The sequence below is a fragment of the Streptomyces sp. R41 genome (assembly GCF_041053055.1).
GTDB lineage: Bacteria > Actinomycetota > Actinomycetes > Streptomycetales > Streptomycetaceae > Streptomyces.
In genome coordinates, this window is sequence record NZ_CP163443.1 from 291,101 (window position 1) to 317,515 (window position 26,415).

Sequence of the window (26,415 nt, forward strand, 5' to 3'; positions counted from 1 at the left end):
AGCACCGCAATGGGCTTATCGGCCTCCGGAGTTGTCATGAATACCTCCCCTTGCCGAGTGCAGGGCCGGGGGTGGCCGTCTCCAGCTCCGGAGGTACCGAAGGAGCCCGGGAATCGAATGTGTGAACGACTGCCCAGCCGGCTGCCGTCTCCTGGTAGCGCGGGGTGACGAGGATCGGACGGCACTCACCGCTCGGCACCTGGACCACGGCAACAGACCTCCGGCGATCAGACACCAACTGCTCATCGATGAGGGGAAGTTGCGCATGGAGTTGTAGCCGACCGCCCGAACCCCCGGGCCCATCTGCCGCGCTTGACTTCGACGCGATCATATGCGTAAGTTAGAGGCGGATTAAACCAAATGTCCGTCTTCACCTGATGAGACGAACAATCTCAACACGCGACCGCCGATCACCCGGTCGTCGGTTGTACGACGGACGAATGCCCCGCCGCGGGGACTGCCGAACTGAGCAGCCTCGTCGGGCCCGATGCTGCGCATTCAGCGCATGAGTCGGCGACGGCAACTCCCGTCAATTCCAAGGCCGATGTACCGGACCCCTTCGCGAACGTATCAGTGCCCCACAAGGTGCTGACGTCACCGCGAGCGTGCGGAGCTCGGAGCCGTCGACGCTCCCGGGAAGGGGAACACCATGCGGGTTATGACATCAACGGCTTTCCGGCTGCTCGCCAGCCTGTTCGCTGCCCTGGCTCTGGCCCTGGGCGGAGCAAGCATCGCCAGTGCCACCACCACGGGCCACCACGATTCGTCCGACGACAACTGCAGCAGCAGTTACTGGAGCGGCCACGACTCGTGCAATGACGACGACTGGGGTCGCAGTCACGACGACCATGGGAACCGTGACTCCGATAACGATCACGGTGGGTACGGCAATGGCGACCACGGCAACGGTGACCACGGCAATGGCGACCATGGCAACGGCGGCCACGGCAACGGCGGGCACGGCAATGGCGGGCACGGCGGCGGCGGTCACGGTGGCGGCGGTCACGGTGGCGGCGGCGGTCACGGCGGCGGCGGCGGAAACGGCGGCCACTGACGCTTGAAGTTTGACGGCGAGTCAACTCGGCAAGCCAGTTGGGCCCTCTCTGGTAGCCCCGCGTCGCCACAGCTACGCGGGACTACTTGTCGCGCCGCGCATGGGTCGCACCCCCGCAACACCGGCCGGGCGTAGAGAAGTTACCCGGATCCGCTCGGATTCGAACGAGGGGCCGGAGCCTGTAAGGGTTCCGGCCCCTCCCCACGGGTCAACGCACATCTGACGGACCGTGAACCGACGAAAAGCGTGTGAGCTCTACGTCGTTGGGCGCGCCAGGAGTGTGGCGCTGAACGGAGTGACGGGGCGCTCAAGGACTTCACCGTCCACGGTGATGTCGACTGCTTCGTTGTAGAAGGCGATGCGCCGTTCGATGGCGGCCACGGCGGGCAGCGGGTGCAGATAGCTCCAGGCGAGGTTCGGCGGCGCGTCGGCTTCGCCCTGCCGGGACCAGTACTCGGCGGTGCCCTTGTACGGGCAGCCGCTGGTGTGGTTTGTATGGACGAGCAGGTCCAGGCGAACGTCCTCGCGCGGAACGTAGTAGCGCACAGGCAGCCCGGTTTCGAAGAGCAGCACAGGCCGGTGGGTGTCGGCGACGACCGTTCCGTTGATCTCCACCGTGACGTGCCGGCTGCTCGGCAGTGCGTCCACCCGCTTGTGCGGGTCGCGAGGGTGGATGAAGATCTCTTCCTCCTCCTCGTACCAGTGGGCCAGTCCCCTGCCGCTGCGCTGGAACCATTCGAACGCGACGAGGTCGGCCAATTCGTCGGCGGGGAAGGTCCAGGCCGCGTTCTCCAGCAGTTCGTCGCCGATTTCCAGGTCGTAGAAGATCTGCGAGCCTGAGTGCGTGCCGATCGGCGGGTTCTTGGCCGGGCGCAGCAGGTCGGCCCGGATCTCCTCGCGGGGGAAGGCGTACAGCGGGACCGGCCGACCGGGCTCCCAGACAAGCACCGGATGCCTGCTGTCGACGACGGTGATGTCGCCGGTGCGGCCACGCACCCAGCGTTCACTCGGCTCCCACAGGATGCCTTCCGGCGTCGTCCTGACGGACCGCGCTGTGAGGAATGTGCTCATGACCGGCTCTCCTTCCAGAGGGTGACCACGGCGTACGCGATGCTCGCGCCGGGCCACGACCCGGGGTCCGCACCGTCACTCGTACGGTCGCACATGGAGTACGGCGACCACCCGCCGCTACGCCCGCCACCTGCGGTTCGTGAACGGGTCCATGGTGCAGGTGTTGCCCTCCGGAGCGCGTTGTGACGTAATCGGAGAACCCGCAGAGCGGATCTTGGCAGTGCCGGTGCCGCGCCGGAAGGAGCGGCTGGTATGCACGGGTATGGAACCGGGGACGAGGACGGGGTCACCGCCGCGCCGGGCGGCCTGCTCGACCTGTTGCAGGTCGCGGCCGTGGTGCTCGACAGCGACGGCCGCATCGTGTTGTGGAGTCCGGAAGCCGAACAACTGCTCGGATATCGGGCGGATGAGGCTCTTGACCACGGCGCCGACGACCTCCTGGTCTCGCCCGACAACCGGCAGCGGGCGCGCGAGCTGTTCGCGCAGGTCCGGTCCGGAGCCAGATGGGCGGGTGTCTTCCCCTTGCAGCACAGGGACGGCACGGAACGCTCGGTGGAGTTTCGCACCATGCGGCTGCGCGACAGCCACGGGCAGGCCCATCTTCTCGGCCTGGCGGCGGATGCCACCACGGTACGGCGCGTGGAGCGGGAGCTGGCACTGTCCCACAGCCTGGTCAATCAGACCCCGCTGGGCATCGCTGTCTTCGACACCGATCTGCGATGGGTGGGCGTCAATCCGGCCATGGAGCGGATCAACGGTCTGCCCGAGGAAGCGGTCCTGGGGCGCCGTATCCGGGAGGTGCTGCCGAGTCTGGACGCGGAGACCATCGAGTCGCGCATGCGGCTTGTCCTGGCCAGCGGAAAATCCCTGTTGGACCAGCAGACCGTCGGCAGGACGGCGGCCGGCACCGAAGACCGCGCGTACTCGGAGTCGTACCACCGCATCGAGGACGCCCAGGGCCGCGTCCTCGGACTGGCGATGGCCATCATCGACGTCTCCGAGCGGCAGCAGGCGGCTGCCGAGGTCGCCCAGGCCCGTGAGCACCTGTCCGTGATCGCGGACGCCGGTGTCCGTATCGGCACCACGTTGGATCTTCAGCAGACCGCTCGGGAACTGGCCGACGTCGCCGTACCGGAGCTTGCGGACCTGGCAGCCGTCGATGTGCTCGAGGCGGTGGTCGCCCACGGCACCACCACCGCGGTCACCGGAGACGCCCATGCCGAGTTCAGGGCGCTGGCCGTATCGGCCGGGTACCTCACGGACGCCATCCACGCCGCGGACCCGGTCGGTGAGCTGGCCACCTACAGCTCCACCCGGATCATCACCCAGTGTGTCCGGGAAGCCAGGCCGATCCTGGTGGAGCGCGTGGATTCCGGGATGATGCGACGCATCGCCAGGGACTCCCATGCCGCCCAGACCCTGCGTACGGCAGGCGTCCACTCCTACCTGGCCGTCCCGCTGGTGGCCCGGGGCGAAGTGCTGGGCACGCTCAGTCTGTACCGCACCATCAACTCCCGTTCGTTCAACGAACAGGACCGCATCCTCGCCTCGGAACTCGCAGCCCGCGCGGCGATCTGCGTGGACAACGCCCGGCTCTACGGACGCGAGCGCACGGCGGCGCTGACCCTCCAGCGCAGTCTGCTGCCGGCCATGCCCGTGGACCACGAGGGCCTCGACATCGCCGTCCGATATCTTCCGGCGTTGAGCGAGGTCGGCGGGGACTGGTACGACGTGCTGCGCCTGAGCCGGGGACGGACCGGTCTGATCGTCGGCGATGTGATGGGCAAGGGTGTCCAAGCCGCGGCCATCATGGGGCAGTTGAGCACCGCAACCCGCGCCCTGGCCCGTCTCGATCCGTCCCCCGCCGAACTGTTGCACCATCTCGACGACATCGCCGGCTCCCTCGGTGACACGATCGCCACCTGCGTCTATGCCGTGTGCGACCCCCGTCGGGGCACCTGCGAGCTGTCCAGCGCCGGTCACCTCCCGCCCGTCATGATCCGTCCCGACCGCAGTGCCGAACTCCTGGACGTGCCCGGCGGCGTACCCCTCGGCGTCGGCGGTGTGCCCTTCGGCACCATGAAGCAGGAACTGCCTCCGGGCTCCTTGCTCGCCCTCTACACCGACGGGCTGGTCGAGAGCCGGAGCCAGCCCATCGACGTCGCCCTGGAATCCATGACGAGGATCCTTCAAGGCCCGCAGCACTCCTTGGAGAGGACCAGCGACATGCTGCTCGGCACGTTGCGCCCCGATCCCGACGACGATGTGGCACTCCTGCTGGTTCGCACACTTGGCTGACAGGTGACAGCGGCCAGGGGTCGAGGGATGTCGGACTCAGGCGACTGACACCGGGCGCACGTCGTAGTGGGTTCTGCGAGTCGGCTTGTCCACGGCCTCGGTGCTCATGGGCACCGGGGCCGCTCTCGCCATCCATGCGTCCGCACCCACCGGCACAGCCGCTTCGCAGGCCATCGGAACGACCGTGCCTGACGCGGCCGTGCGTCCGCGATCGGGCGTTGTCAGTGGTCGCCAGTATGTTCAGTCGTGTCCCGCCGCTGTGGTGTGGAAGTCCCCCTGCGTGCATAGGAGATGGTGCGTTGTCGGATTGGGAGAGGTCGAGCACGGCACGGGTGATAGCACCCGCGCGGCCGCGCAAGCTGGCCAAGGTCCCGTTCGTCGAGCTGGCCGACGGACGCCTGCAGGGCGTGGTGTCCAGCGGCTCGGACATCGAGCGGGTCTATGTCTCGTCGGTGGCGGCGGGCACCTACGGGTTCGCTTGCAGTACGAACAACAACCGACCCTGCGGCGGCGCAAGGGGTTCGTTCTGCAATCACATCCGGGCCCTGATCAACGAGGCGGTGCTGCAGTACGGCGCCGGGCGCGTGGCCCGCTATCTGAGGGTGGAGATCGTGGACGGGGAGCCGAGCGCGCAGACCATCGCCGCCGTCATGAGCAACACACGTCCATCGCAGGGGGACACCAAGGCCGCCGCGCCGGTCTTCAGCCGGTTCCTGCGTCATCTGGCCTATCTGGAACTCGCCCCGAGCACCGCGCCGTTGACGGAGATGCAGTGGTTCCCGCCGACCAGGGCGGTGGCGTGATGCGCGCCGACCTGCTGTCCGAGACCATCGCCGGGCTCGACGAAGCCGTGGCGGCCGTCGACGCCTTCGACCGGGCTCTCGTCGCCGGCCTGCTCCGTCCCCAGCCCGCCCAGGCCGCCGGTCTCACAGAGCTCGCCGACGCCGTCGCGGGTACCCCACTTGCCGCCAGGGTCGCCGAGGCGGCCGAGAAGACGGCGGCCGGAGCCGCGAGCGAAGACCACTTCATCGCCCTCGCCGCCGCTCGTACGGCACTCCTCGGCTCCGTTCACGACGCCCTCGTGAGCCGCCTCGACGAGGCCACCGGCCGCACCCGCAGCGAGGAGACGGCCCCGCCGGCCGCGAGGCGGCAGGCCGCGAATCTGCTCGTCGCCGCCCGCTCCTGGCTGTCCGATCTGGCGCGCTCGGGGTGGCAGGGAATCGACCACGACGTGGTCTCCGGGTCGGCACAAGTCGTCTCGGCGATGCTTCCGGACCCGAGCCTGCGCCGCCTCGCGACGCTGCTCGACGGCTTCGCCGCCGAACTCGCCGCATCCTGCCCGGGCGCGTCACTGGACCGTGCCCCGGAGCGCCGATGGGGAGATCTCTGGTCGCGCGCGATGCTCCTGACGCTGCCCGGCGCCGTCGCCGGGCCCGCGACCGGTACGGCCACCGGACGCCTCCTGCCCCTCGGCGTCGACCTGCAGGAGCACGCGACCGCCGTACAGGCCCAGGTCCACGCGGTGTTCGAGCCCGCGGACGGCGCCGCGCCCCGTCTGGTGCGGGCCGGCGTGTCGGTGCCGAAGCCCGACACAGTGGTCGGAGCCGGCCTCTGGCAGCTGGTGCGCCCGCACATGTCGCTCCTGGCGGCCGTCAGCGAAGGTCGCTCGATGGACCTCGCCGGCATGCCGGTCACCGCCGAGGGCGACCTGATCTGGAGCGACGAGCACGCACGCCCGAGCGAGCCCGCCGACGCCTTCGCCACCGCACGCGTCGCGCTGCCCTCCGCCACCGACGCGGCGACCGCACCCCTGGACCGGCACCCGGCGCGTATCGCCGTACCCGTGTTCCTGGAGGGCTACGTCGCCCAGACAGACGACGACGCACTCACGTTCACCGTCGCCGGACACCCGCTCGCTGTCGACACCGACCGCATTCCGACCGCCGGGCCGCTCACCCCTGAGGCCGTCGCGGCGTCCGGCGCGTGCATCGGGCTGCTCCGCTGGGACGCAGGGACGTATCGCGTCCAGCCGCTGGCCGTGGAGACGACCGTACGGAAGAAGGCTGTCGCGATCCACGCCGGAGGATGGGCCGGGGGCACGACCGACAAGGCGGGCGTCAAGGCCGAGAAGGCCGCCATCGACGCCGTGGCCGTGCTGCGGGAGCGTGCGGGGAGGCTGTTGCGGAAATGACGGAGCACGCGACCGATGAATCGCCCGCGCACGCGACCCCACAGAACCCCGAGGTGGACCCCCACGACAACCGCCGTCAGGTCCTTTACTGGCGGCTCCTCGCCCGCCTCTTCGACCACGAGGAGCAGGGCACCTTGGAATCGGCGAGCCTCGCCGTCGTCGAGGACATCGGTCTGCCGTCCGCGCTGCTGGACCCGCAGGCCTCCGCGGACTCGATCGTGCAGCGCCACCCGGAGCTGGCCGTCGAGTTCGACGGTCTGATGGCGCCCGAGCCCGACGAGGGTGCGCGCGACCGGGCAGCCGAAGTCCGGCGCGCCGCCCTGGTGTCGAAGGTGCTGCTCAACGTCTTCGCCTCCGGCGCGGGCACCGTCACCGCCGGGCAGCTGGCTCGCTGGCAGTCCGACGCGGGCTGGCTGGAGCTCGCGCTCGGCTGCAAACCCGGCGAACTGCGCGGCGGACGGGCCGGGGGAAGCACCGCAGGACCGGGCGTCAGCCCGACCGGCACCGGCGGGCGGGGGACGACGCCCGATCTCAGCCAGCTGATTCCGGCGATCGGCCCGGAACTCGGCGCCATCGAGGCCGACCTCGTCAAGCGGATGCATCTGCGCGAGGTGCTGGCCGACCCCAGGCTCGCCGCGCAGCTGACCCCGAGCATGTCGCTGATCGAGCAGTTGCTGCGGGACAAGAACAACCTCTCGGGCGTGGCCCTGGCCAACGCCAAGGCCCTGATCCGCCGTTTCGTCGACGAGGTCGCCGAAGTACTGCGCACCCAGGTGGAGAAGGCCACGGTAGGCGCCCTGGACCGCTCCGTCCCGCCCAAGCGGGTGTTCCGCAACCTCGACCTCGACCGCACGATCTGGAAGAACCTCACCAACTGGAGCCCGGAGGAGGAGCGGTTGTACGTCGACCGCCTCTACTACCGGCACACCGCCCGCAAGACGACGCCCCAGCGGCTCATCGTCGTCGTGGACCAGTCGGGCTCGATGGTCGACTCGATGGTGAACTGCACCATCCTGGCGTCGATCTTCGCCGGGCTGCCGAAGGTGGACGTCCACCTGATCGCGTACGACACCCAGGCGATCGACCTCACGCCGTGGGTGCACGACCCCTTCGAGAGCCTGCTGCGCACCAACCTCGGGGGCGGCACCGACGGCACGGTCGCCATGGCGCTGGCCCAGCCGAAGATCGCCGAGCCCCGCAACACCGTCGTGGTGTGGATCTCGGACTTCTACGAGTGGCGGACCGAGCAGCTGTTCGAGAGCATGGCCGCCATTCACCGCTCGGGAGCCAAGTTCATCCCGGTCGGCTCGGTGACCAGCTCCGGCCGCGGCAGCGTCAACCCGTGGTTCCGGGAGCGCTTCAAGGACCTTGGCACGCCGGTGATCTCCGGCCACATCCGCAAGCTCGTCCACGAACTCAAGACGTTCCTCGCTTGATACCAGCCGAGAAAGGCCCCGATATGTCCGACCTGCTGCGCGCCCCTGCCGAGATCAAGTACGCCGAGGAACTGGACTGGCTGGAGTCCATCGACGACAACCCCAAGCCCTTCTCCTGGCGCCTGTCCCCGAAGATGGTCCGCCTGTTCGTCCTGGGCTCCGAGCGTTCCGACGGCCTGGAGCGGGAGATCCCGCAGAAGTGGTACGGCGACCGCAGTTTCGTCGAGCGGTCCATCGTCACGCTGGCCTCCGACCGTGGCCTGCTGCTCATCGGCGACCCCGGCACCGGCAAGAGCTGGCTGGCCGAGCTGCTGTCCGCCGCGATCTCTCGCAACTCCACGCTGGTCGTGCAGGGCACGGCCGGCACCACCGAGGACCACATCAAGTACTCCTGGAACGTGTCCATGGTCATCGCCAAGGGTCAGTCGCGGGACTCGATGATCCCCTCGCCGATCATGACCGCGATGGAGACCGGCGCGATCGGCCGTTTCGAGGAACTCACCCGCTCCACCAGCGACGTCCAGGACGCGCTGATCTCGATCCTGTCCGAGAAATACATCTCCGTTCCCGAGCTCGACAGCGACAACATCGTCTTCGCCAAGCCCGGCTTCTCGATCATCGCGACCGCCAACAGCCGCGACCGGGGCGTCAACGACTTGTCCTCGGCGCTCAAGCGCCGCTTCAACTTCGTCCGCATCCCGGTGGTGACGAACAAGAAGAGCGAGGCGGAGATCGTCCGGTTCCGCACCGAGGAACTGCTGCGTCGCCACCAAATCGAGCTGGACGTGCCGCCGACGCTGCTCGACGTGCTGCTGCAGAGTTTCGCGGACCTGCGCGCCTCGGCGGCCGCGGCCGGCAGCGACGACGAGAAGCTGGAGTCCGCGCTGTCCTCCGCCGAACAGATCGGCGTGCTCGAGGACGCGATCCTGCACAGCAACTTCTTCGGCGAACGCGCCCTGACCGCCCGCACACTGGCTTCCTCGCTCGTCGGGTCCCTGGCCCGGCGCGAGCCCGAGGACCTGGCCATCCTCAACAAGTACCTGCACGGCGTCGTCGAGCCGCGCAGCAAGGAAGAGGGCGGATCCTGGCCGGAGTTCCTGGAGGGCGGCCGCGACGCGATCGCCACCCTCTCATGAGCGGCACGCACGAGGGGACCTTCGAGGCACTGCGTGGGCAGCTGCAGGAGGCCGCGGCGACATTCGCCGACGGACCCGACGCCCTGGAGGGCATCCTGCTCGGACTCGTCGACGACGTCGACCGCGCGGTGCGTGAGCCACTGGAGATTTTCCCCGTCTGCCACCACTCGCCCGCCTCGGCGATCGCGATGGCACGCCGCCTGCGGGAGAAGCAGCCGAAGGTCGTGTATCTGGAGCTGTGCGAGGACATGGCACCGTTGCTGACCGAACTGCGCAACTGCAGGCTGCCGGTGGCGGTCCAGGCGTTCGCGACCGAGGTCGACGGCTTCCCTGCCGACTGGTCCCCGCTGTCGGTGGTCGCACCGATCACCGAGGCCTCGGCCGAGTACCAGGCGATCGCCTACGCGCTGGACACGCCGGGCGTCGAACTGGTCCTCGTCGACCGTTCCTCGGACCACGTCTTCCAGTGGGACGCGCGCGGGACTCATTCCTCCGAGTCGGCCGATCCGGATGCACCGCCCGCCGATGAGGAGGCCGCGCTGCACGGCGACGCGGTCGGTGTGGAGATCGGCGACCTGCGGCCGCGCTTCGCCGAACTGGAGGAACACCTGCTGCGCCACGGCAGGGTGCGGCACTGGTCGGAGTGGTGGCACCAGTACGTCGAACTGCCGCTCGGCGACAGCGACCACGACACCTACCGCCAGGTCATGCTCCTGATCGGCAGCCTTTTCCGGCGCCTTGCACCCGGCGACCCGCATCGGATGCGGGTGGACGAGGACCGCGAACGGTACATGTGGACCAGGATGCGCGAGCACCTGTCCGCGACCGGTACCGATCCCGCGGACTGCCTCTACGTGTGCGGAGCCTTCCATGCGGCAAGCCGTGTCGCGGAGTTCGGCGTCCAAGGCGCGGACACCTTCGAGATCAGCCCGCGCAGTGCCACCAAGTGGCAGTACGGACTGATTCCGTCCAGCCACTCGGCGATCGAAGCGCAATTCGGCCTCGCCGCGGGCTCGGTGTCGATCGCCGCGACGGTATGGGCGAAGAACATCAGGCGCACGCGCGTGGAACCGTACCGCCTTGCGGGGCAGGCGGGCGCGAAGAAATCGAAGGCCAAGAAGACCGCGGCCGCGGCGGCTCCCGTACCGGCGGTCCCGCCCTCGGACAAGCTGACCGGCTTTCTGCGGCAACCGCCCGTCCTGGACCGGCTGGACGAGACCGAACTGCTCGGCTGGTCGGTGGAGATCGTGCGCGCCGCGCGCCGGAACGGCTATCTCGCCTCCACCGCCGACGCCATCGCCGTGTTCGAGACGTCGATCCTGCTGGCCGGGATGCGCGACCGGGCCAAGCCGACGCCGTACGACTTCCAGGACGCGGCCGTCACCTGCATCGAGAAGGACACCGTGCCCGGCCGGCGCGACGTGCGCCGGCTCGTGGAGATCATGATGGGCGGCGACAGGGTCGGCCAGGTTGGCTACGACGCGCTGCCACCCCTGGCCCGCGACGTGCACGACCGGCTCGCGCCGCTGAACCTGAAACTCCAGCAGCGCGGCGTACAACGGGCGCTGCTCGACATCGCCTCCAAGCCGGAACTGGAGCGCTGCTCCGACGTGTTGTGGATGCTGCGCTTCCTGATGCCGCAGGGCGCAGCGCGACCGATCATGGGCGAGCGGAAACTGGGCGAGCGCCCGATCCAGGAGTCCTGGGATCTGGCACTGGGCACCCACCAGCGTGCTCTCATCGAGCTCGGCTACGAGGGCGTCAGCATCGAGCAGGTCCTGGAGCAACGCCTGCGCCGCACGGCATACGCCCCGCAGGCCACCGCTGCGACCGTCCTGGAAGCCGTCGAGGACGCGACGCTGTATCTGGGCAGCCGCCGCCTCGCCGACGAGCTGGGCACCCGCGCCCTGGAGGTGCTGTCGGCCGAACGCAGCGTCGACGGCGCACCGGAGGTGCTGCGCCGGGTGCGGCGGCTGCTGGCGTACTACCGCACCAGCGAGCCGGTGCTGCCACCGTGGATCGAGTCCTTCGTCAAGACCGGATACGCGCACTACTGCACCCTGCTGCCGACGGCCTTCACGGACGACGACGCCACTGTCCGCCAAGTGGCGGCGATGCTGGGCTTTCTGTTCAGCATGGAGAGCCTGGCGCTTTCGCTGGGCTGCGACCGGACCCAACTGGAGCTGGCGGTCGCCCAGTCGCATCCGCAGGACCCGTCGCGGACGGCGCTGCTATGGGCGGCTCAGGTACAGCTCGGGAATCTCTCCCGCGCGGACCTTCGGGCGAGGTGCGACGAACTGCTGGGCAACCCCTTGGTGGTGCCCGCCTATCCGCGCTACCTCAGCGGCCTCGTCCACGCACTGGAGCCCGTCCCCGGTCTCACCGACTTCGTCGTGGAGGCGGTGTCGAACGCGTTCGGACGGCTGCCGGACCCGGTGCTTCTGCCGTGGCTGCCGACCCTCATCACCACCCTGCGATCGGGCGGCGCCGAACTGGCCCCGCTGCTGATCCGTGAGGCCGGGCGGATCTTCCCCGTCCGGCTCGCCACGCTGGACGAGTGGGTGCCGCCGTGGCGGGCCCGGCCGGAGCCGGGAGCCGCTCAGTCGGCCCGGCGCGCGGACGGCAGCCGCGGTCTCACACTGCTCACCGCCCACCCCGCGACGTGCGACGCCGTAGCGAGCCTGCTGGGCTGCGACGGGGCGTGGGGGTCGGCGGATCTTCGCCCGCGAGGCGCGGAACTGGTCGGGCGCCATCCGGATACGGCTGTGGCGTTGGAGGTGTTGCTGGCCGACGCATGACTTCGGCGGGGCGTCAGCTGCCGGGCGGCGGCCGCCGTCATGTCCAACCGGTCGGCCCGGACACGGAGTTCGGGCCGCGCCGGGGGGCATCGAGACGAACCCGACGACGTCTGATCACGCCGGAACTCGCTCGTGGTTCGCGGAGGATCGCGACCCGCGAGTGGGTTCCGGCTTGCGCACTACCAGGTTTCCGTGAACCCGCGTGTTTCCGACTGAGCCATGGGCAAAGTCCGCCCTCCGGCCAGCACGCACCGCAGCCCGTCAGAAGACCTGCGCGAAACAGCCGAAGGCGATCACGACCGCCACCAGGACTGCCGACAGGTTTTTGAGGATCCTGGGTATCTTCACGTTCTACTCACAGACAGTTACGAACGAGCCACTCGTCGGGGTTGTACGCGTCTTTCGCCGGATCCGGCACCGTGGCCGGCTTCTCTTCAACCGTGTCTTCCAGCCGGATTCGTTCCGGCAACCTGCCAAACCGTGCATGGCGCATGGCCTCGGCAGCATCCGAAGTCGTCTTCTCGCGCGTCATCTCGCCCTCCTCAGCTTGACTGGTGACCATGCTTGCATCCGCTGCGTCACCCGTCAAGGTAGTGACGGTAAAGAAAGGGAACCCTTCCATGACATAAAAGAGCGGCATCCGTATCGAGTTCGTCACCCTTGCGACAGGTGACGCTACCCTCTGCAAAGGTCATGCCCCGCAGGCCATGGCACACGCCGGGGCCGCTGATCGAGCGCAAACCGGGCAATCGCGCGAGGCTGGTGGCTGCCCGATGATGCGGAGGGAAGGTCTCTGATGTTCAAAAGGCGGAGCTTCAACAAGATCGCGGGTGCGAGTGCGGTCGGGGCGTCGTGGGCTGGTTGGGCCGCATCTTCGGCGCCGGCACAAGCCGCAACGGGCGAGGGGAGCTCGCCGACGCTCTCGACGATCAAGCAGCGGCACACATCGTTTGCCTCACTGCGGCAGATCAGGGCCGGTGTCCTGGACGTCGGTTACGCGGAGGCCGGGCCGGCCCATGGCCACGCCGTCATCCTTCTGCACGGATGGCCTTACGACATCCACAGCTATGTCGACGTCGCCCCGCTGCTGGCAGCACAGGGTTACCGAGTGATCGTCCCGCACCTGCGCGGCCACGGGACGACACGTTTCCTCTCCAGCACCACGTTCCGCAACGCCCAGCAGTCGGTGGTCGCTCTCGATGTCATCGCCCTGATGGACGCGCTGCGGATCGAGAAGGCGGTCCTCGCCGGGTTCGACTGGGGATCGCGGACGGCCGACATCATCGCCGCGCTCTGGCCGGAACGCTGCAAGGCGTTGGTCTCCGTGACGGGGTACGTCATCACCAACAGGGAAGCCAACAAGCAGCCGTTGCCACCCAACGCCGAATGGGCTTGGTGGTACCAGTACTACTTCTCCACGGAACGGGGGCGGCTCGGGCTCGAGAACGAGGAATACCGGCACGATCTGGCAAAGCTCGTCTGGAAGTTCAACTCCCCGTCGTGGAACTTCGATGACGCCACGTTCGAGCGCACCGCCGCCGCCTTCAAGAACCCCGACTACGCCGACATCGTGATCCACAACTATCGCTGGCGGCTGGGTCTCGCACCGGGCGATCGACGATTCGACACTCTTGAGCAGCGGCTTTCCCAAGGACCTGTCATCGGAGTACCCACGGTCACCCTTGACGGCGAATTGGATCCCTTCACTCCCGCCGGGGACGGCGCGAAGTATCGGGACAAGTTCTCGGGCCCTTACGCACACAGGAACCTGAAGGGCATCGGACACAACGTGCCCCAGGAGGCCCCCGAAGCCTTCGCCGAAGCGGTTGTCCAGGCCGACGGCTTCGACAACCGCTGAGCCATGAGCGCCACGAGAATCGATACCCGACGCCACAGCAACGGGTGCTGGGCCGCCTGCCCGGCGTGCATCAGTGAGCGGCAGGCTCCTGGTGATGCTGCTTCTTGCGTGCGCGGTAGGCAGCTGCCTTGAGCTTGTTCCCGCACGACTCCATGCCGCACCACTGCCGGCGTGTGCCTCGCGAACGATCGATGTAGACGCGGGTGCATTCCGGATTCCCGCACTCCTTCAGCAGCGGCACATCGGGTCCGCTCAAGAGCTCGACGGCATGCCGCGCCACCGTGGACAAGGCCTCCTCCGGCGTGGCGTCCGTCCATCGCCCCGTCGCGGTGAGCTGCGGCGTCGCGCACGGCTTGCGGGCGGCACTGTTCACCACCGCGAGCGCCCTCCTGTCGTACGCCTCCCCGGCCCGCCGTGCGGTGACCAGCTCATAGATGGCCTCGCGAACGGTGACCGCCTGCTCGACGTCGGATTCACGGCTCGGGGTGACGGCGTCGACGATGCCGGACTCCATGTACCAGGCGTCCAGCCGGTCCGGCGACACGAACATCTCGAACCGTGCCGACCGGCGGGCGCGAAGCGTCGCGGCGAAGTCGAGGGCGGGATTTCCGCACGGAAAGACATGATCCAGGTTCACGTCACCATTTTGACAGGTGACTCTCACTGCCTGCAAGGTTCGCGCGAAGAGGCTGCCGACCCCGGCGGCACTCCTGCAACGGGGCGAGGATCCTCCACGTCGACGACGGCCGGGCCGTGACGGCCACTGACAGCTGTACAGGGCCGTCACGGCCCGGCCGGCACCCGCGTCACGGACCTCGCCAGATGTTGTCGAAGGCCGCTTCTTCGATGGCTCGCCGCTGTCGTACGGCCACCAGTTCCGTGACCGCGTCATCGACGGCGGCCAGCACGGTCAGCACCGCCTCGTCGGTGACGCTCGGGAAGTCTTCCGCCGCCTTGTCACTGATTCCGACGACCGTCGCAAGAGCGGTGAGCACGGGCTCCTGCGAGGCCCAGCGGTCGGCCGAGCTACGCCGAGCGGGTGAATCAACCGGCACCGTTTGGCCGGTCCGGGAGGGCAACCAACGTCGGCGTTGCCGCGTGCCCGGCCCCTCCGCATCAAGATCGGCCAGATACGCCGAGTACAGTCCGCGACCTCTGCGCCACAGCCACTCCTCGACCGACTCATAGGGCGCCTGTCGAGTGATGGACGACGCCGCCTCGGCCAACAGGCGATCAGCTGGTTCGGACCAGTCACCCGGCACGATGAGGTCGCCGTCCAGCGTGACGGTATGGGCATCGATGAGGTCGATCACCTCGGCTCCCGCGAGCGCCAGCGACAGGTCGCCCTGCTCAACGGGACGAGTGTGCTCCACATCCATGGCCACGACGAACAGGTCCCGCGGTGTGCTCATCAACGGCTCCACGTCAGGGGGCGGCGACGTCGGCGGTTGGGCCGGGCGCGAAGCCCCACCGGACGCCACAGAGGGTGTTTCGGAAAAGGCACTTCACGTCCATGGTCGCGTACATGGTCGACTGTAGCGCGGCTTCGTCAGGGGTGGTCGGTCGAAGCCGCGGCGGCTTCTGGCGGTCCGGACCGTCGTCCCGGAACGGTGTGCCGTACGACGGCCATCCGGTGCGGGAAGCCGATGCGCAGAACGGCCGCCGCAACGGCTGCGGCGACGACCACGACGGCCGCGAGGACGAGGGCCTGGTGGTAGCCGTCGTGGAGGAGGGGAGCGACGGCCAGCGGCCCGAGGACCTGACCTGCGGAGTACCCGGTCGTCAGCAGGGCGACAGAACGGGGAAACTGCAGGTGGGCGCCTGTGGCCAGGGCGATGGTGCTGACACCGAGGAAGGTCGCGCCGAACAGGAACGCGGACACCAGAGCGGCTGCCACTCCCCCGACGACGGCGGGCAGGACGATGCCGACGGCTTGGACCACGAGCGCGGCGAGCAGCAGGTCGGGGCGGGACCAGCGGCGCCCCAGCCAGGCCCACCATGCCGAGGACGGCACGGCCGCCAGGCCGACCAGCACCCAGGCACCGCTGCCGATCCAGCCCGGTGAGCTCTGCCCGATCGCCGCGACCAGGAAGGTCCCGGCGACGATGTAGCCGATTCCCTCCAAGGTGTAGCTGGTGAACAGGGCGCTGAACCAGCGATGGGTGCGCGGCGCCGACGGGCTGACCGTTACCGCCCGAGATCCCCCGGAGGCTGCCACAGGCTGTTCGGGGCGGAGGTTCCACGAAGCCGCGGCGAGGAGGCCCGCGAGGCCGGCCGAGGCCCACCAGGCGGCCTGCCAGTCGGCGACCGTGCGCAGGATCAGCACCAGTAGCCCGGACAGGGCGATACCGGCGCCCACTCCGCCGAAGGCCCAGCCGGGCAGGTGTGCGGGTTGGTCCCGGAGGTGGCAGAGGAGGGAGCTGACCGCGATGACGAAGATCAGGGCGCTGGCTCCCCCGGCCAGCAGCCGGAGCACCATCCACACCGTCGTGCTGTGTGTGGCGGACATCCCGGCCAGAACGCCGGTCAGGACGACCAGGGAACCGCGAAGCACCGTGGGTGAGCGGACCAGAGCGGGGGCGAGGATTCCCGCGAGCGCACCGACGAGGTAGCCGACGTAGTTGGCGGTGGCAAGGTTCGCGCCGGCGCCGGCGGACAGCCCCGCCTCGCTGTGCATCAGGGGAAGGATCGGGGTGTAGACGAACCGGCCGACGCCCATGCCGGCCGCGAGCGCAGCGGCGGCCCGGGCGACCTGGGCCCACGGCGAGAGGCGTTCGGCTCCTGGTTCGAGGGTTCCTTGTTCAAGGGTTCCTGATTCAAGGGTTCCTGATTCAAGGGTTCCTGATTCAAGGGTTCCTGATTCAAGGGTTCCTGATTCGGGGGTTCCCGCACCGGCGGGAGAAAGGCGCCGTATCTGCGCGCTCATGACAAGGTCCTCGTGAGGTGGTCCCGGCATCCGGGGCAGGGTCCATCCTCGCCGGCGCAGCCGTGTCGACGCCGCGGCGAGTACGGAAGGTTCGGACAGTGGGTCGGATCTTCAGGACGCTGCGTCGGCCTTGCCCGGGTCGTTGGGGTGGGACTCGAGCGCGGTCACGTCGAGGGTCATCCACGGGCGCAGCGGCAGCGTGCCGAGCACCTTCTCGTGCAGCTCGTCCTCATCGGCGGCACGCCAGATACCGAGGCTGCGCAGCTCGCCGACCGGGCGCCACAGCCGCGCCAGGTTGCCGGTGCCGGCCAGTTCCTTGGCGCGGAGGGCCTCGGCGGCGCGCCGCCGGTCGACCTCGTCCTGACTGGTGCCCTCGGGAATGGTGGTGGTGATCTCGACCAGGAACTCTCGCATCATCTTTCTCCGATGAGCCGGGCGCTCGCCGGGAGCGGGAACGCCACGCGTGGTGAAGGGGTTCTGTGTTCTCGAGCGGTGGCCGATCCAACGATGCGGTGCTTGCGGTCGTCGGCGCATACGGAGACGTCGGTGCGTACGCCCAGGAACCGAGGTGTCGGGTCGCCGGCGAGCGCCGCCGGTGAACGGGATCGCCCGGTCGCCATCGGCGAAGCGTTCGGCGTCGAAGCCGACCCGCACAAGCAACGGGCGGCGGGAGCGGCCTCGCCGATCAACCCCACCGCGATCGCCTGCCGTGCATCGGCCGGGGTCTCCGCGGCGACGCGCTGTCGCGTTTCCATGAGTCCATCGTCGGGCTGACACCAGGGCAGACGCCACGACAGGCTCTCTCCCTGCTGGTAGGCAGAACCTTCCACCGACGTAGCATGACGAGCGTGGAGCTGCGCCAGCTGCGGTACTTCGTCACGGTCGCCGAGGAACTGAACTTCGGCCGGGCCGCCGAGCGACTATTGATCGCCGGCCCCTCCCTTTCGCAGCAGATCAAGGCACTCGAACGCGACCTCGGTGTACGACTGTTCGACCGAGACCGCCGCTCCGTGGCCCTCACTCCGGCCGGTGCCTCCCTGCTCCCGCCCACCCGCGCCCTGCTGGAGCGGGCCGACGACCTCCGCCGCCGCGCGGGCCAACTGGCCGGATCGGAGACAGTGCGTCTGGGCTACGTCAACTGGCTGCCCGCGGACCTGACCACCCGCACCGCCGCGGTGGCCCGGCTGCACGTCGACGCGTGGGTCGCGCCCTCCCACACCCAGGCCGCCCGGGTCGCCGACGGCAGCCTCGACCTGGCGGTGTGCTGGGCAGAAACCACGGAGCTGGAACGACAGGGGCTGGAGGCCCGACTCCTCGGCGCCGACCGGCTCTACGCCGTTGCCACCGGCGACGACAGCAGCGACGTACGGGTCCGGGACGCCCTCGTTCTGCTCGACGACGACACCACGTCGTGGGCATCCTGGAACGCCTTCGCGGAACAGCTGTCCCACAGCACCGGTGCCCGCGCGGTCCACATCCGCGACGGCGGCATCACCGGCCCCGCGTTCTTCGACCACGTCCGCCGCAGCCGCCGCCCGGTCGTCAACTCCCCCAAGGGCCAGACCACCCCGCTGCCACCCGACCTGGTCCAGCGTCCCCTGATCGCGCCGAAGGTCTACTGGACCTGGTCGCTGGTCTGGCGCAGCGGCGAAGAACGTGCCGCGGTCCGGGCCGTCGTCGACGCCCTGACCAGCGGCGTCAACGACCTCGGCATCCACGCGCCCGACGCCTGGCTGCCCGACGACGACCCGCACAGGCAGTAGGCCGCGCCCCGGCCGCAGAAACGTACTCACGAATCCTCCGGCGCCCACACCCGGTCCGCGTAGTCCAGGAAGTTCCCGCCGAGGATCTTCTCGATGCGCTCGGAGCGACAGCCGCGCCGTTCCAGGAGGCGGATCAGCTCTCGGAACTCATCCACTCCGCGCAGGTCGAGAACGAAGAAGAGGTGTCGCTGCGTTCCCCGGGTCAACGGCTCGTCCAGCACTCCGAGAGCCTGATCACCGGGGCCGCCATCACCCTCATGTCCAGGCGACTCACCTGCGAACAGGGAGAGCCGCGTGCCTGTGGCTGCCTGATCACGACTCGGAGGACGGCATTCGCCAGGCGAATACCTCGGTACTGGGCTGGCGTTCGGAGAACCGGCCGGCCGGAGAAACGTCCCGCAGCAGTCGACGAAGGTCCGCCTCGAAGTCCTCGCGGCGGGCGCCGAACAGGTGAGGAGCCGAGGATGACATCGAGAAGGCCCACGCGATGACATCGTCACTGCTGCGTTCAAGCGCCTGCCCACCGGGCACGACATGTCGCTCGGGTCCGCAGAACCCAGCCCGCGCGAGCACCGCCGCCTCGCCCCCGGGTGTCCCTTTCAGCAGCACCCCGCGGCCGGCTCGCCGGACGGGTCCCAGATAGTGCTTGACCAGTTCATCCACTGCTGCGTAGGGCACGGCCGGATGCGGAAGATCCTCAACGCTGCGGGTCTCGGTCTTCAAGTCCGAGATGTGCACCACCGCCCCGCCCGGCCGGAGCATGTTCCGGATGCTTGCCGCCACCAGGTCGCGATCCATCCAGTGGAAGGACTGGCCGAAGGACGCCACCGTGAACGAGCCAAGGCCTGCCGGAAGATCCTCGGCTCGGGCCTGCACCCACTCCGCCTTCCCGGTCACTCCCGCATCGGCTGCCTGGCGCCTGGCTTCGGCGATCATCCCGCCGTCCGGGTCCACACCGACGACCTCACTGAACAAATGCGCCAGGCTCACGGCCAGGGTGCCTGGTCCACATCCCACGTCGATGAGACGCCCACGCCCGTCGAGCTTGAGAAGTTCGGCCAGCGCCTCCGCCAGCCCAGGGGCATAAGGAAGTCTCCCCCGCTGGTAATAGGCGGCTGTTCCTGAGAACAAGGTTTCGTCCCACTCCCAGCCGTCAACCACTGTCAGCCTCCACCCTTCACGAAGCCATGTGCCTACCCGAACGCTCGATGATTCCACGGCTCAACCAGCGGTGAGGGGTTCGATCGCCGGCGCGGGACCGTGCTCCATGACCGCGGGCGCGTGCATGGGCGCACACGCTTTCCGGCGGCACATCCAGGTCCTGGCTGAGCGTCGTCCCTGACCGAGCGATCTGTCCGATGCCAGCTGGAGGTTGATCGAGCCGGTGCTGTCTGCCGGGCGGGAACGACCTCCGAGGGGCGTTCGATCGCATCCGAGACGAGCTTGCTGCCTGGCTCCCATGACAGCCGCGCGTCACCACGGTCCGCGGGCTCGATCTCCCGCGCTACGGCCGGAAGCACTCCCTGCCACCGCTCCCGGCGAACTCGGCGCATGCCTTGATCGCCTTCATGTCCCCCGCTCTCACCGCGACCATCGGCGACGAACGGTAGATCCCCGTCTCGTACTTGTCCGCGATCACCATGTGCTGTGCGACCACACCGGGCGCGGAGACCTCAAAGCGGTCGCCGACGTGCTGCCCGGTGACGCGCACCCAGGCCGCGCCGCACACCCGCTTGTAACGGATTTCCACCTCGACACCCGACCTCCTGAGCGTCCGAAGGGTCTTCGGCGCCCCCTCCACCTCCACATCCCCGCAGCCTGACGCCAAAGGCTCCTTGCCTGTGCACTCGGCACCATGGCAGAGGACCTGCCGGTGGCTGTGCGCGCTCACACGAGGGGGAGAATCCGGCTCGTCGGTTGGCCAGAGCGCCACCGTCAGCACGACAGTGAGCGCACACACCGCAATGCCTGTAGCCACGGCCGTCATCACGAAGGGACGGCGCCACCACGGCATGTGCGACGGTTCCGGCTCGGGGTCGACCACTTCGGGACGAGCGCCTCTCCCGCTCCAGGCCACCTCGGCCAGCTCCCACAGCGCCACATGCCGGGTGGCGGGCACACCCGCCACCCGGCACAGCGCTTCCACTGCGGAACGCGGCGGCAGCTTTTTGCCGTTGAGATACCGCTCCCAGGACGACTTGCTGAAGGCGGTCTTGGCGGCGAGCGCGGCCAGGCTCAACTCCGTACGGTTGCGCAACTCGCGCAGCGCCTCGGCGAACCGCACGCATTCCGGCGCCTCTCCCGGACCCCCTCCCTGCCCCTCAGTCCCGCCACAGCCGGGCCTCTGGTGCGAGCTCATTTGCTGAGCGCCCCCCAGGTCTGCGGTCCGACCAGGCCGTCGACATCGAGCCCCTTCTCGTCCTGAAAGCGCTTGACGGCGATTTCCGTATTCGGGCCGAAGCGACCGTCAATCTGGCCCGGCGGGAACTCGGCGCGCTTGAGGAGGCATTGGGCCTCTACCACCTGCCACCCCTGCCCGTTGAGTCCCACCACCCTCTTGTGGTCCGCGCTGTATCCCGCGTACATACGGCCGTTGTGCCGCTTGAACTCGCAGCGGTACGTTTTGCCGATCTTGAACGTCCCCTCATGAGCGGTGGTCAACGGCCCCTGCTGCGGCTTGCCGCCGTCCGTGCCGTCGCCCTCCCAAGGCGCCGACACGAGCAGAGCAACGATGAGACCGCACGCGAGGGCGAGGCCCAGCGCGCCCACGGTCATCCAGAGTGCTCGCCGACGCGGTGACGCTACTGCGCTCAGGGGCTCGGTCTGCCGCTCCCCGAGCGCCTCGCCCTCCCCGCCCCGAGTCGGTACCGATGCCTTCCACGCCGATTCGGCGACCTCATGAAGGGCCAGCAGCCGCTCGGCGTCACCACCGCAAACCCGGGCCAGCTCCTCGACGGCGGAACGCGGCGGCAGCTTCCTGCCGTTGAGATACCGCTCCCAGGACGACTTGCTGAAGGTCGTCTTCGCGGCGAGCGCGGTCAGGCTCAGCCCGCAGTGGTCCTTCAGCCGCCGCATCTGTACGACGAGTTGCCACACTCGCTGGTCAAGCGATGCGGGTAACTCCTTCCAACGTGACATGTTCCACCCCATGTCCGGTGTCTCAGTCCCCGTTGCGGGAGCAGGCCCGTGTCATCACGACGCGGTCTCCGTCAGAGCAAAGTCAATTTCCTCCCGCAACGGCAATTACGCGCCGCCACCTTGCATGGTTCCCCTCCCCCTGTTCCCGGCCACCGCTATTCGGCCACCCGAGCACCGCCCCCGAGGCGGCTGACACGTCCCAGGGCCGCACCATCACCGGTGGTATCCCAGCAGGTCAGAGGCTAAGACGTCCCACGATGCCCCAGAGGGGTCCAACTCACTGGCCCCCCAGGCGAATTGGCGAGCATCGTCGGTGGTGCAACCGGGCGGCGTGGTCCACCCCACGCCGCCTCCACCGACAGATATGGGGAAACGCGAACATGAACGCTCGCAAGCGCATCGCCATCGGTGTGGCGACATTCGCCCTCGCGGGGGGCGCCACCGCGGGGGGCGCCATCGGCGGAGGCGTCGCCATGGCAGGCGGCGCCAGTGGAAGCGGCGGCTCCATCACGGCCGCCGGAGCCGCTCGGCACAGCGCCGTCAAGCAGGCCGAGAACCGTGACGCACTCACCAGCACAGACGGCAGCTCGTCGGTAACCGCTCAGCGGGCTCCGAGCAACTGCCCCAGGGGATACCTCTGCGTGTACCCCAAGGCGAACTACAAGGGCACGGTGAAGAAGGTCGCGCAGAACAACCGCAACCTTGAGGAGTACGGCGGCGCCTTCGACACCCCGTACTCCGCCTACAACAACGGGGCTTCCTGCAATGTCGTGGTGTACGAGGACACGAACTACCACGGCACCCACTACAAGCTGAACCGCGGCACCGGCTGGAAGTACATCGGCTACAACCTGCTCAACATCTACTCGAACAAGTGGGTCAACTGCAGCTAGCAGTTCCCGGACGAGGCGGAAGCGCTACTTTGAAGGTGCCACGGCGCCGCGGCCACAGCCATGCGCGCTCGTAGTACGGCCTCGCGGACGTCGGATCCTCGTGTCCAGATCCAACCCTCGGGGTCGATGAACACATCTGGCACCACGTGTCCACCAAGCCGATCAAGCGCGCGGCATCCGGGCATCCGGGCATCCGGGCGAACAGATTCCTCGGTCAGGCGCGGCGCTTGGGGCGTTGAAACCGCGCATTGCTCCTCGCCATGATGGTTGTCGTGAACCTAGCCGGCATAGCGGCCGCCCTCGCCCTGGTGAGCATTCCAGTCAACGCCCTGGTGGCGAGATGGCAGATACGCAGCACCTTGCAGCAAGCAGAGATGAACCAGCGCGGCGCAATGGCGCTGACCCGGACTCAGGTTGAAGCTGAACGTCGGCGTCTGCAGATGGAGACCCGAGAAACCGAAAATCGCATTTACGCTCCGAAACGCGTTGAGTTGGACAAAGCCATGGCTGCCGCGCTCCAGCGGAGATGGGCGTGACAGGAGCCGGGCGCCGGCGCTTCATCCCACCGCGCCCAGGCCAAGGCCCCTCGCTTCGAGTTCGACCGCCGCGCGGTGCGATCGACCATCGTGAGGACCCGGGCGCCAGCGCTAACACCTGACCGGCAGACGGCGGACGCTGTCCGCCGGCGAGGGATCACGCGGTTCGGCAACGTCGAAACGCCAACCACTGACCAAGACGACATCAGGCCCTGGACGCCAGCGCCCTGAGGGAAGGGAGGACTTCCGGACCGCGTTCCCCCAGGCTTTCGCAGTCTGACTAGGCGTCATGAGGGGACCGATGTCGTATGCCCGCCGCTTTCACTTCCCCGATGGGGTGGTCCGGCGCGCAGGCATGAATGTGCCAGTACCACGAGAGGAACGGGTTCGGGCCAGCAGCAAGGTGACGTCGTCGGTCGGTGAGTGGGTGCGCTGGGCGTCGACTGCCATCGCGCACAGCTCCTCCAGGGGCAGCCGCGGGTGGGCCAGGACGGCAGCGAGGCGCCGCATCCCCGACTCGATGTCCTCGGCCGGAGACTCGACCAGCCCGTCGGTGTACAGGGCGATCAGGCTTCCGACCGGGATCTCCAGCTGGGCGGGCTCGAAGAGACCCAGACCCAGGCCGATGGGGACACCCGAGGGGATCTGCTGCACAGCCGCCTCGCCGGCGGGGGTGACGACGACGGGAGGGGGGTGTCCGGCGGCGGCGATGTCGAGGAGTCGTGTGGCCGGGTCGTAGACGACGTACAGGCACGTCGCGCCGAGTATGGAGCAAGCAGCGCTTGGGGAGTTGGTGAGGGAGTCTGTGTCCGCCTGCGCCAGGCGGGCCACAGTGTGGTCCAGGCGGGTCAGGAGCTCGGCGGGGGGCAGGTCCATGTCCGCGAGGGTGCGAAGTGCGGTGCGGAGACTGCCCATGCTCGCCGCCGCATGGATGCCGTGGCCGACCACGTCGCCGATGACCAGGGCCACCCGGCCGCCGGGCAGCTGTATGACGTCGTACCAGTCACCTCCCACGCCGTGGTCCATGTCTGCGGGGAGGTAGCGTGAGCACACCTCGAGGGCGGGTCCGCCGGACAGGCGGCGCGGGAGGAGGTTGCGCTGCAGGGCCAGGGCGGCGGTGTGCTCGCGTGTGTACCGATGGGCGTTGTCGAGGCTCAACGCGGCGCGGTCGACGAGTTCCTCCGCGAGGACCAGGTCGTCCTGTTCGAATGGTGCGGGATTGTCGGTCCGGGCGAAGACGGCGATACCGAGTACGGTGCCCCGCGCCTGGATCGGCACCATCATCACGGTGTGCATGCTTGTCGCGCCGATGACCTGGGCCCGCTGCGGATCGCTCTGCAGCCAGGAGTCGAGGGCGGTGCCCAGCGCAGGCTCGAGATAGGACTCGCCCGAGGTCAGGACCTGGGTGAACGGTGAGGACGGCGGGACGAAGACCGGCTCGCCGCGTTCCCACAACGACTCCGGAATGCCTTCATGGATCGACGCCACCCCCGCCCGGCGGAAGACGGGGATGCGTCCGGCGTTCGTCCCCAGCCGCGCCAGGGGCTCCTCGCCGAGCGATGCGGACTCCGCCAGATCCACGGTGGCGTAGTCGGCCAGGCGCGGGACGACGTAGTCGGCCAGCTCCTGGCCGGTGTGCATGACGTCCAGGGTGGTGCCGATCCGGGTGCTGGCCTCGCTCAGCAGCGAGAGTCGCTCGCTTTCGTGTTGCCGGCGGGGGGCAGGGTGGGCGTCGATCGCGGCCAGCCATCGTCTCGCGCCGTCCCGTGCGGACAGTCGGGAGATGCGCAGTCGCACCTCAAGCTGGTGGCCGCTGCGGTGACGCAGCTGTGCACTACCGGACCGGCCCGCCGCGCCGGCAGGAACCAGCAGGTTGGCGAAGGGCCGACCCAGCACCTCCTCGGCGGCGTAGCCCAGGAGCCGGTGGGCGCCTTGCGTCCAGCCGACAACTGACCCATCCGCGTCGATCACTGCCGCCGCCGTGCCCTCCCTCTCCACGGCCGTGCCACTCGTCCCGTGCGGGCGACCGGCCGGGGCTCCCTCAGCGGTACTCATGGCCGTCTCCCGGTGAGCAGGCAGGCCACTGCGCCGACGGTGCCGTGGCAGAGCCTGCCGCGCTCATCGGATCGCGGGTGGTGCGGGTCCGGGCCGTTTCGGTCACTGGGCCGTCCCACCTCTGTCCATGGTGACGACGGCGCCAGTGATGAAGCGGGCCTCGTCTCCGGCATGGTCTGGTACTGCTTGCCGCGGCTCACGTGGGGGTCCCGTGGTCTGGTACTGCTTGCCGCACATCACGTGGGGGGTCCCCACCTTGTCCGACTCCCGCGGCGCCGTACGCAGCAGCCCGTAGTTCTTGGTGCACTCCTTGCCGCCCGGGGGCACGACGTGGTGCGTGCGGTCGAAGTGGACCGGACGTCGGCCAGGCCGCCGAAGCCGGCGATGTCGGTGGTCTGCGAGCGGCCCGGCGGGATCTGGCCCAGGTCGTCGGGTTCGCTGCGGCCTCATCGCTGGGGCGCGCGTTGTCCCGCCGATTTCGGGCCCGGTCGGCGGTGCCGCGCTGCAGCCGGCGGAAGTGGACCGTGTCATCCTCAGCCGCGATGAACAGGCCGACCGGCCCGCTGACCAGCCCGAAGCTGATCCATCGGTCCAGATCGCGCAATCCGGCGGCGATGTGCACGAGCTCACGGGCCAGGCTCGCCTACGGATGACGTGCGGTGATCACGAGGTGAGACCGAGCTGACGCAGCATGCCGAGCTCATCGCTGCTACCCCAGCGCTCGACCATTTTCCCGTCGGCGAAGCGGCTGATCTGCATGCCTCGGTAACTCACCGTCTTTCCGGTCGCGCTGTGCCCCATCAGTTCACCGAGATGCGTGCCCGTGATGGTGTACGCGAACGCGATTTCGTCGTCGGTGGCCATGACGTGCTCGACCTCGATGTGCAGATCGGGGAAGGCCCGCCTCATCGTGGCGAACATCTCCTCATAACCTTCGGGTCCCGGAACCTGTCCTGGGGCCGGGTCGTGGTCCACCGAGTCGGGCGCGACGTATGCGTCGAGTTCGCCGAGGTGGTCAGTGTTCACCGCTGATCCGAAGCTCTCCAAGACGGCGAAGTTGCTGTTGCGCGACATGACGCGCTCCTTGACATTGCCATCGTGGGCGCGCACACATCCAGGATGTGCACTCGCCCCTTCCTACCATCCACGGTAGGTCTGGCGGCTGGAGGTGGCCTGCTGGAACGGGACGTGAAGACCCTCGCCCGCAGTCAGGGGCATGTAGCGGTGCAGATGCTCGTGCTCGGTCTGGTCTTCGACGCCAT

At 68.7% G+C, this 26,415-nt stretch carries 23 protein-coding genes; 10 read left to right on the forward strand and 13 right to left on the reverse strand.

What is annotated here, in order from left to right; genetic code table 11:
- Positions 1–664 precede the first annotated feature (664 nt).
- Positions 665–1,051 (reverse strand): hypothetical protein, encoded by a 387-nt coding sequence (locus tag AB5J53_RS01485; RefSeq protein ID WP_369243824.1) that lies wholly within the window; start codon positions 1,049–1,051, stop codon positions 665–667.
- A gap of 258 nt (positions 1,052–1,309) precedes the next feature.
- Positions 1,310–2,125, reverse strand: coding sequence for a DUF427 domain-containing protein (locus AB5J53_RS01490; RefSeq protein WP_369243825.1), 816 nt, complete (start codon positions 2,123–2,125; stop codon positions 1,310–1,312).
- Between the two features lie 252 nt (positions 2,126–2,377).
- Here AB5J53_RS01490 and AB5J53_RS01495 point away from each other — a divergent pair, with 252 nt between their 5' ends.
- The 6 genes from AB5J53_RS01495 (at position 2,378) to AB5J53_RS01520 (ending at position 11,984) form a co-directional block, all read left to right on the forward strand.
- The gene (locus AB5J53_RS01495) at positions 2,378–4,423 is read left to right on the forward strand and encodes a SpoIIE family protein phosphatase (RefSeq protein ID WP_369243826.1); all 2,046 of its coding nucleotides are present in this window, start codon (positions 2,378–2,380) and stop codon (positions 4,421–4,423) included.
- 299 nt (positions 4,424–4,722) lie between these two features.
- On the forward strand, positions 4,723–5,226 hold the full coding sequence (locus AB5J53_RS01500) for a hypothetical protein (protein ID WP_369243827.1): 504 nt from the start codon (positions 4,723–4,725) through the stop codon (positions 5,224–5,226).
- Entirely contained in the window at positions 5,196–6,614 is a 1,419-nt protein-coding gene (locus AB5J53_RS01505; protein WP_369243828.1) for a hypothetical protein, read from the forward strand. The genes AB5J53_RS01500 and AB5J53_RS01505 overlap by 31 nt, the downstream gene beginning before the upstream one ends.
- Complete coding sequence (locus AB5J53_RS01510; protein ID WP_369243829.1) at positions 6,611–8,050, forward strand: VWA domain-containing protein; 1,440 nt, start codon at positions 6,611–6,613, stop codon at positions 8,048–8,050. The genes AB5J53_RS01505 and AB5J53_RS01510 overlap by 4 nt, the downstream gene beginning before the upstream one ends.
- Before the next feature lie 23 nt (positions 8,051–8,073).
- Positions 8,074–9,186: an AAA family ATPase gene (locus tag AB5J53_RS01515; protein WP_369243830.1), complete on the forward strand. Its 1,113-nt coding sequence runs from the start codon at positions 8,074–8,076 to the stop codon at positions 9,184–9,186.
- Entirely contained in the window at positions 9,183–11,984 is a 2,802-nt protein-coding gene (locus tag AB5J53_RS01520; protein ID WP_369243831.1) for a hypothetical protein, read from the forward strand. Before AB5J53_RS01515 ends, AB5J53_RS01520 begins: the two co-directional genes overlap by 4 nt.
- A gap of 355 nt (positions 11,985–12,339) precedes the next feature.
- Here AB5J53_RS01520 and AB5J53_RS01525 read toward each other — a convergent pair whose 3' ends face one another.
- On the reverse strand, positions 12,340–12,516 hold the full coding sequence (locus tag AB5J53_RS01525) for a hypothetical protein (RefSeq protein WP_369243832.1): 177 nt from the start codon (positions 12,514–12,516) through the stop codon (positions 12,340–12,342).
- 264 nt (positions 12,517–12,780) lie between these two features.
- On the opposite strand from AB5J53_RS01525, the gene AB5J53_RS01530 reads away from it, so the two are divergent.
- On the forward strand, positions 12,781–13,842 hold the full coding sequence (locus AB5J53_RS01530) for an alpha/beta fold hydrolase (protein WP_369243833.1): 1,062 nt from the start codon (positions 12,781–12,783) through the stop codon (positions 13,840–13,842).
- Between the two features lie 70 nt (positions 13,843–13,912).
- Here the strand turns inward: AB5J53_RS01530 and AB5J53_RS01535 are convergent, their stop codons facing one another.
- The 4 genes from AB5J53_RS01535 to AB5J53_RS01550 all read right to left on the reverse strand — a co-directional run bounded on the left by AB5J53_RS01535 (position 13,913) and on the right by AB5J53_RS01550 (position 17,182).
- Entirely contained in the window at positions 13,913–14,479 is a 567-nt protein-coding gene (locus tag AB5J53_RS01535) for an ABATE domain-containing protein (protein WP_369243834.1), read from the reverse strand.
- A gap of 169 nt (positions 14,480–14,648) precedes the next feature.
- Entirely contained in the window at positions 14,649–15,254 is a 606-nt protein-coding gene (locus tag AB5J53_RS01540; protein WP_369243835.1) for a GPP34 family phosphoprotein, read from the reverse strand.
- A 137-nt stretch (positions 15,255–15,391) separates the two neighbouring features.
- Positions 15,392–16,561: a YbfB/YjiJ family MFS transporter gene (locus tag AB5J53_RS01545; protein ID WP_369243836.1), complete on the reverse strand. Its 1,170-nt coding sequence runs from the start codon at positions 16,559–16,561 to the stop codon at positions 15,392–15,394.
- Positions 16,562–16,879: 318 nt separating this feature from the next.
- Entirely contained in the window at positions 16,880–17,182 is a 303-nt protein-coding gene (locus AB5J53_RS01550) for a muconolactone Delta-isomerase family protein (RefSeq protein WP_369243837.1), read from the reverse strand.
- A 425-nt stretch (positions 17,183–17,607) separates the two neighbouring features.
- Here AB5J53_RS01550 and AB5J53_RS01555 point away from each other — a divergent pair, with 425 nt between their 5' ends.
- Positions 17,608–18,531, forward strand: coding sequence for a LysR family transcriptional regulator (locus AB5J53_RS01555; RefSeq protein ID WP_369243838.1), 924 nt, complete (start codon positions 17,608–17,610; stop codon positions 18,529–18,531).
- Between the two features lie 26 nt (positions 18,532–18,557).
- Here the strand turns inward: AB5J53_RS01555 and AB5J53_RS01560 are convergent, their stop codons facing one another.
- The 4 genes from AB5J53_RS01560 to AB5J53_RS01575 all read right to left on the reverse strand — a co-directional run bounded on the left by AB5J53_RS01560 (position 18,558) and on the right by AB5J53_RS01575 (position 21,669).
- Positions 18,558–18,752, reverse strand: a complete 195-nt coding sequence (locus AB5J53_RS01560) for a hypothetical protein (protein ID WP_369243839.1) — start codon at positions 18,750–18,752, stop codon at positions 18,558–18,560.
- 91 nt (positions 18,753–18,843) lie between these two features.
- Positions 18,844–19,692, reverse strand: coding sequence for a class I SAM-dependent methyltransferase (locus tag AB5J53_RS01565; protein ID WP_369243840.1), 849 nt, complete (start codon positions 19,690–19,692; stop codon positions 18,844–18,846).
- Between the two features lie 343 nt (positions 19,693–20,035).
- On the reverse strand, positions 20,036–20,815 hold the full coding sequence (locus tag AB5J53_RS01570; protein ID WP_369243841.1) for a helix-turn-helix domain-containing protein: 780 nt from the start codon (positions 20,813–20,815) through the stop codon (positions 20,036–20,038).
- 71 nt (positions 20,816–20,886) lie between these two features.
- The gene (locus AB5J53_RS01575) at positions 20,887–21,669 is read right to left on the reverse strand and encodes a peptidoglycan-binding protein (protein WP_369243842.1); all 783 of its coding nucleotides are present in this window, start codon (positions 21,667–21,669) and stop codon (positions 20,887–20,889) included.
- 380 nt (positions 21,670–22,049) lie between these two features.
- On the opposite strand from AB5J53_RS01575, the gene AB5J53_RS01580 reads away from it, so the two are divergent.
- Positions 22,050–22,562, forward strand: coding sequence for a peptidase inhibitor family I36 protein (locus AB5J53_RS01580; protein WP_369243843.1), 513 nt, complete (start codon positions 22,050–22,052; stop codon positions 22,560–22,562).
- 272 nt (positions 22,563–22,834) lie between these two features.
- The gene (locus tag AB5J53_RS01585; protein WP_369243844.1) at positions 22,835–23,098 is read left to right on the forward strand and encodes a hypothetical protein; all 264 of its coding nucleotides are present in this window, start codon (positions 22,835–22,837) and stop codon (positions 23,096–23,098) included.
- A 321-nt stretch (positions 23,099–23,419) separates the two neighbouring features.
- Here AB5J53_RS01585 and AB5J53_RS01590 read toward each other — a convergent pair whose 3' ends face one another.
- The gene (locus AB5J53_RS01590; protein WP_369243845.1) at positions 23,420–25,153 is read right to left on the reverse strand and encodes a SpoIIE family protein phosphatase; all 1,734 of its coding nucleotides are present in this window, start codon (positions 25,151–25,153) and stop codon (positions 23,420–23,422) included.
- A gap of 663 nt (positions 25,154–25,816) precedes the next feature.
- A complete protein-coding gene (locus AB5J53_RS01595) occupies positions 25,817–26,227 on the reverse strand; it encodes an ester cyclase (RefSeq protein WP_369243846.1) in 411 nt (136 codons plus the stop codon).
- Between the last annotated feature and the right edge of the window lie 188 nt (positions 26,228–26,415).

Excerpts from the sequence above, each read along its gene's own strand:
- AB5J53_RS01555 (WP_369243838.1), top strand. The coding sequence starts at position 17,608 with ATGACGAGCGTGGAGCTGCGCCAGCTGCGGTACTTCGTCACGGTCGCC.
- AB5J53_RS01545 (WP_369243836.1), bottom strand. The coding sequence starts at position 16,561 with ATGGGCGTCGGCCGGTTCGTCTACACCCCGATCCTTCCCCTGATGCAC.
- AB5J53_RS01490 (WP_369243825.1), bottom strand. The coding sequence starts at position 2,125 with ATGAGCACATTCCTCACAGCGCGGTCCGTCAGGACGACGCCGGAAGGC.
- AB5J53_RS01495 (WP_369243826.1), top strand. The coding sequence starts at position 2,378 with ATGCACGGGTATGGAACCGGGGACGAGGACGGGGTCACCGCCGCGCCG.
- AB5J53_RS01575 (WP_369243842.1), bottom strand. The coding sequence starts at position 21,669 with ATGTCACGTTGGAAGGAGTTACCCGCATCGCTTGACCAGCGAGTGTGG.
- AB5J53_RS01595 (WP_369243846.1), bottom strand. The coding sequence starts at position 26,227 with ATGTCGCGCAACAGCAACTTCGCCGTCTTGGAGAGCTTCGGATCAGCG.
- AB5J53_RS01530 (WP_369243833.1), top strand. The coding sequence starts at position 12,781 with ATGTTCAAAAGGCGGAGCTTCAACAAGATCGCGGGTGCGAGTGCGGTC.
- AB5J53_RS01525 (WP_369243832.1), bottom strand. The coding sequence starts at position 12,516 with ATGACGCGCGAGAAGACGACTTCGGATGCTGCCGAGGCCATGCGCCAT.
- AB5J53_RS01510 (WP_369243829.1), top strand. The coding sequence starts at position 6,611 with ATGACGGAGCACGCGACCGATGAATCGCCCGCGCACGCGACCCCACAG.
- AB5J53_RS01540 (WP_369243835.1), bottom strand. The coding sequence starts at position 15,254 with ATGAGCACACCGCGGGACCTGTTCGTCGTGGCCATGGATGTGGAGCAC.
- AB5J53_RS01580 (WP_369243843.1), top strand. The coding sequence starts at position 22,050 with ATGAACGCTCGCAAGCGCATCGCCATCGGTGTGGCGACATTCGCCCTC.
- AB5J53_RS01515 (WP_369243830.1), top strand. The coding sequence starts at position 8,074 with ATGTCCGACCTGCTGCGCGCCCCTGCCGAGATCAAGTACGCCGAGGAA.
- AB5J53_RS01590 (WP_369243845.1), bottom strand. The coding sequence starts at position 25,153 with ATGAGTACCGCTGAGGGAGCCCCGGCCGGTCGCCCGCACGGGACGAGT.
- AB5J53_RS01550 (WP_369243837.1), bottom strand. The coding sequence starts at position 17,182 with ATGCGAGAGTTCCTGGTCGAGATCACCACCACCATTCCCGAGGGCACC.
- AB5J53_RS01520 (WP_369243831.1), top strand. The coding sequence starts at position 9,183 with ATGAGCGGCACGCACGAGGGGACCTTCGAGGCACTGCGTGGGCAGCTG.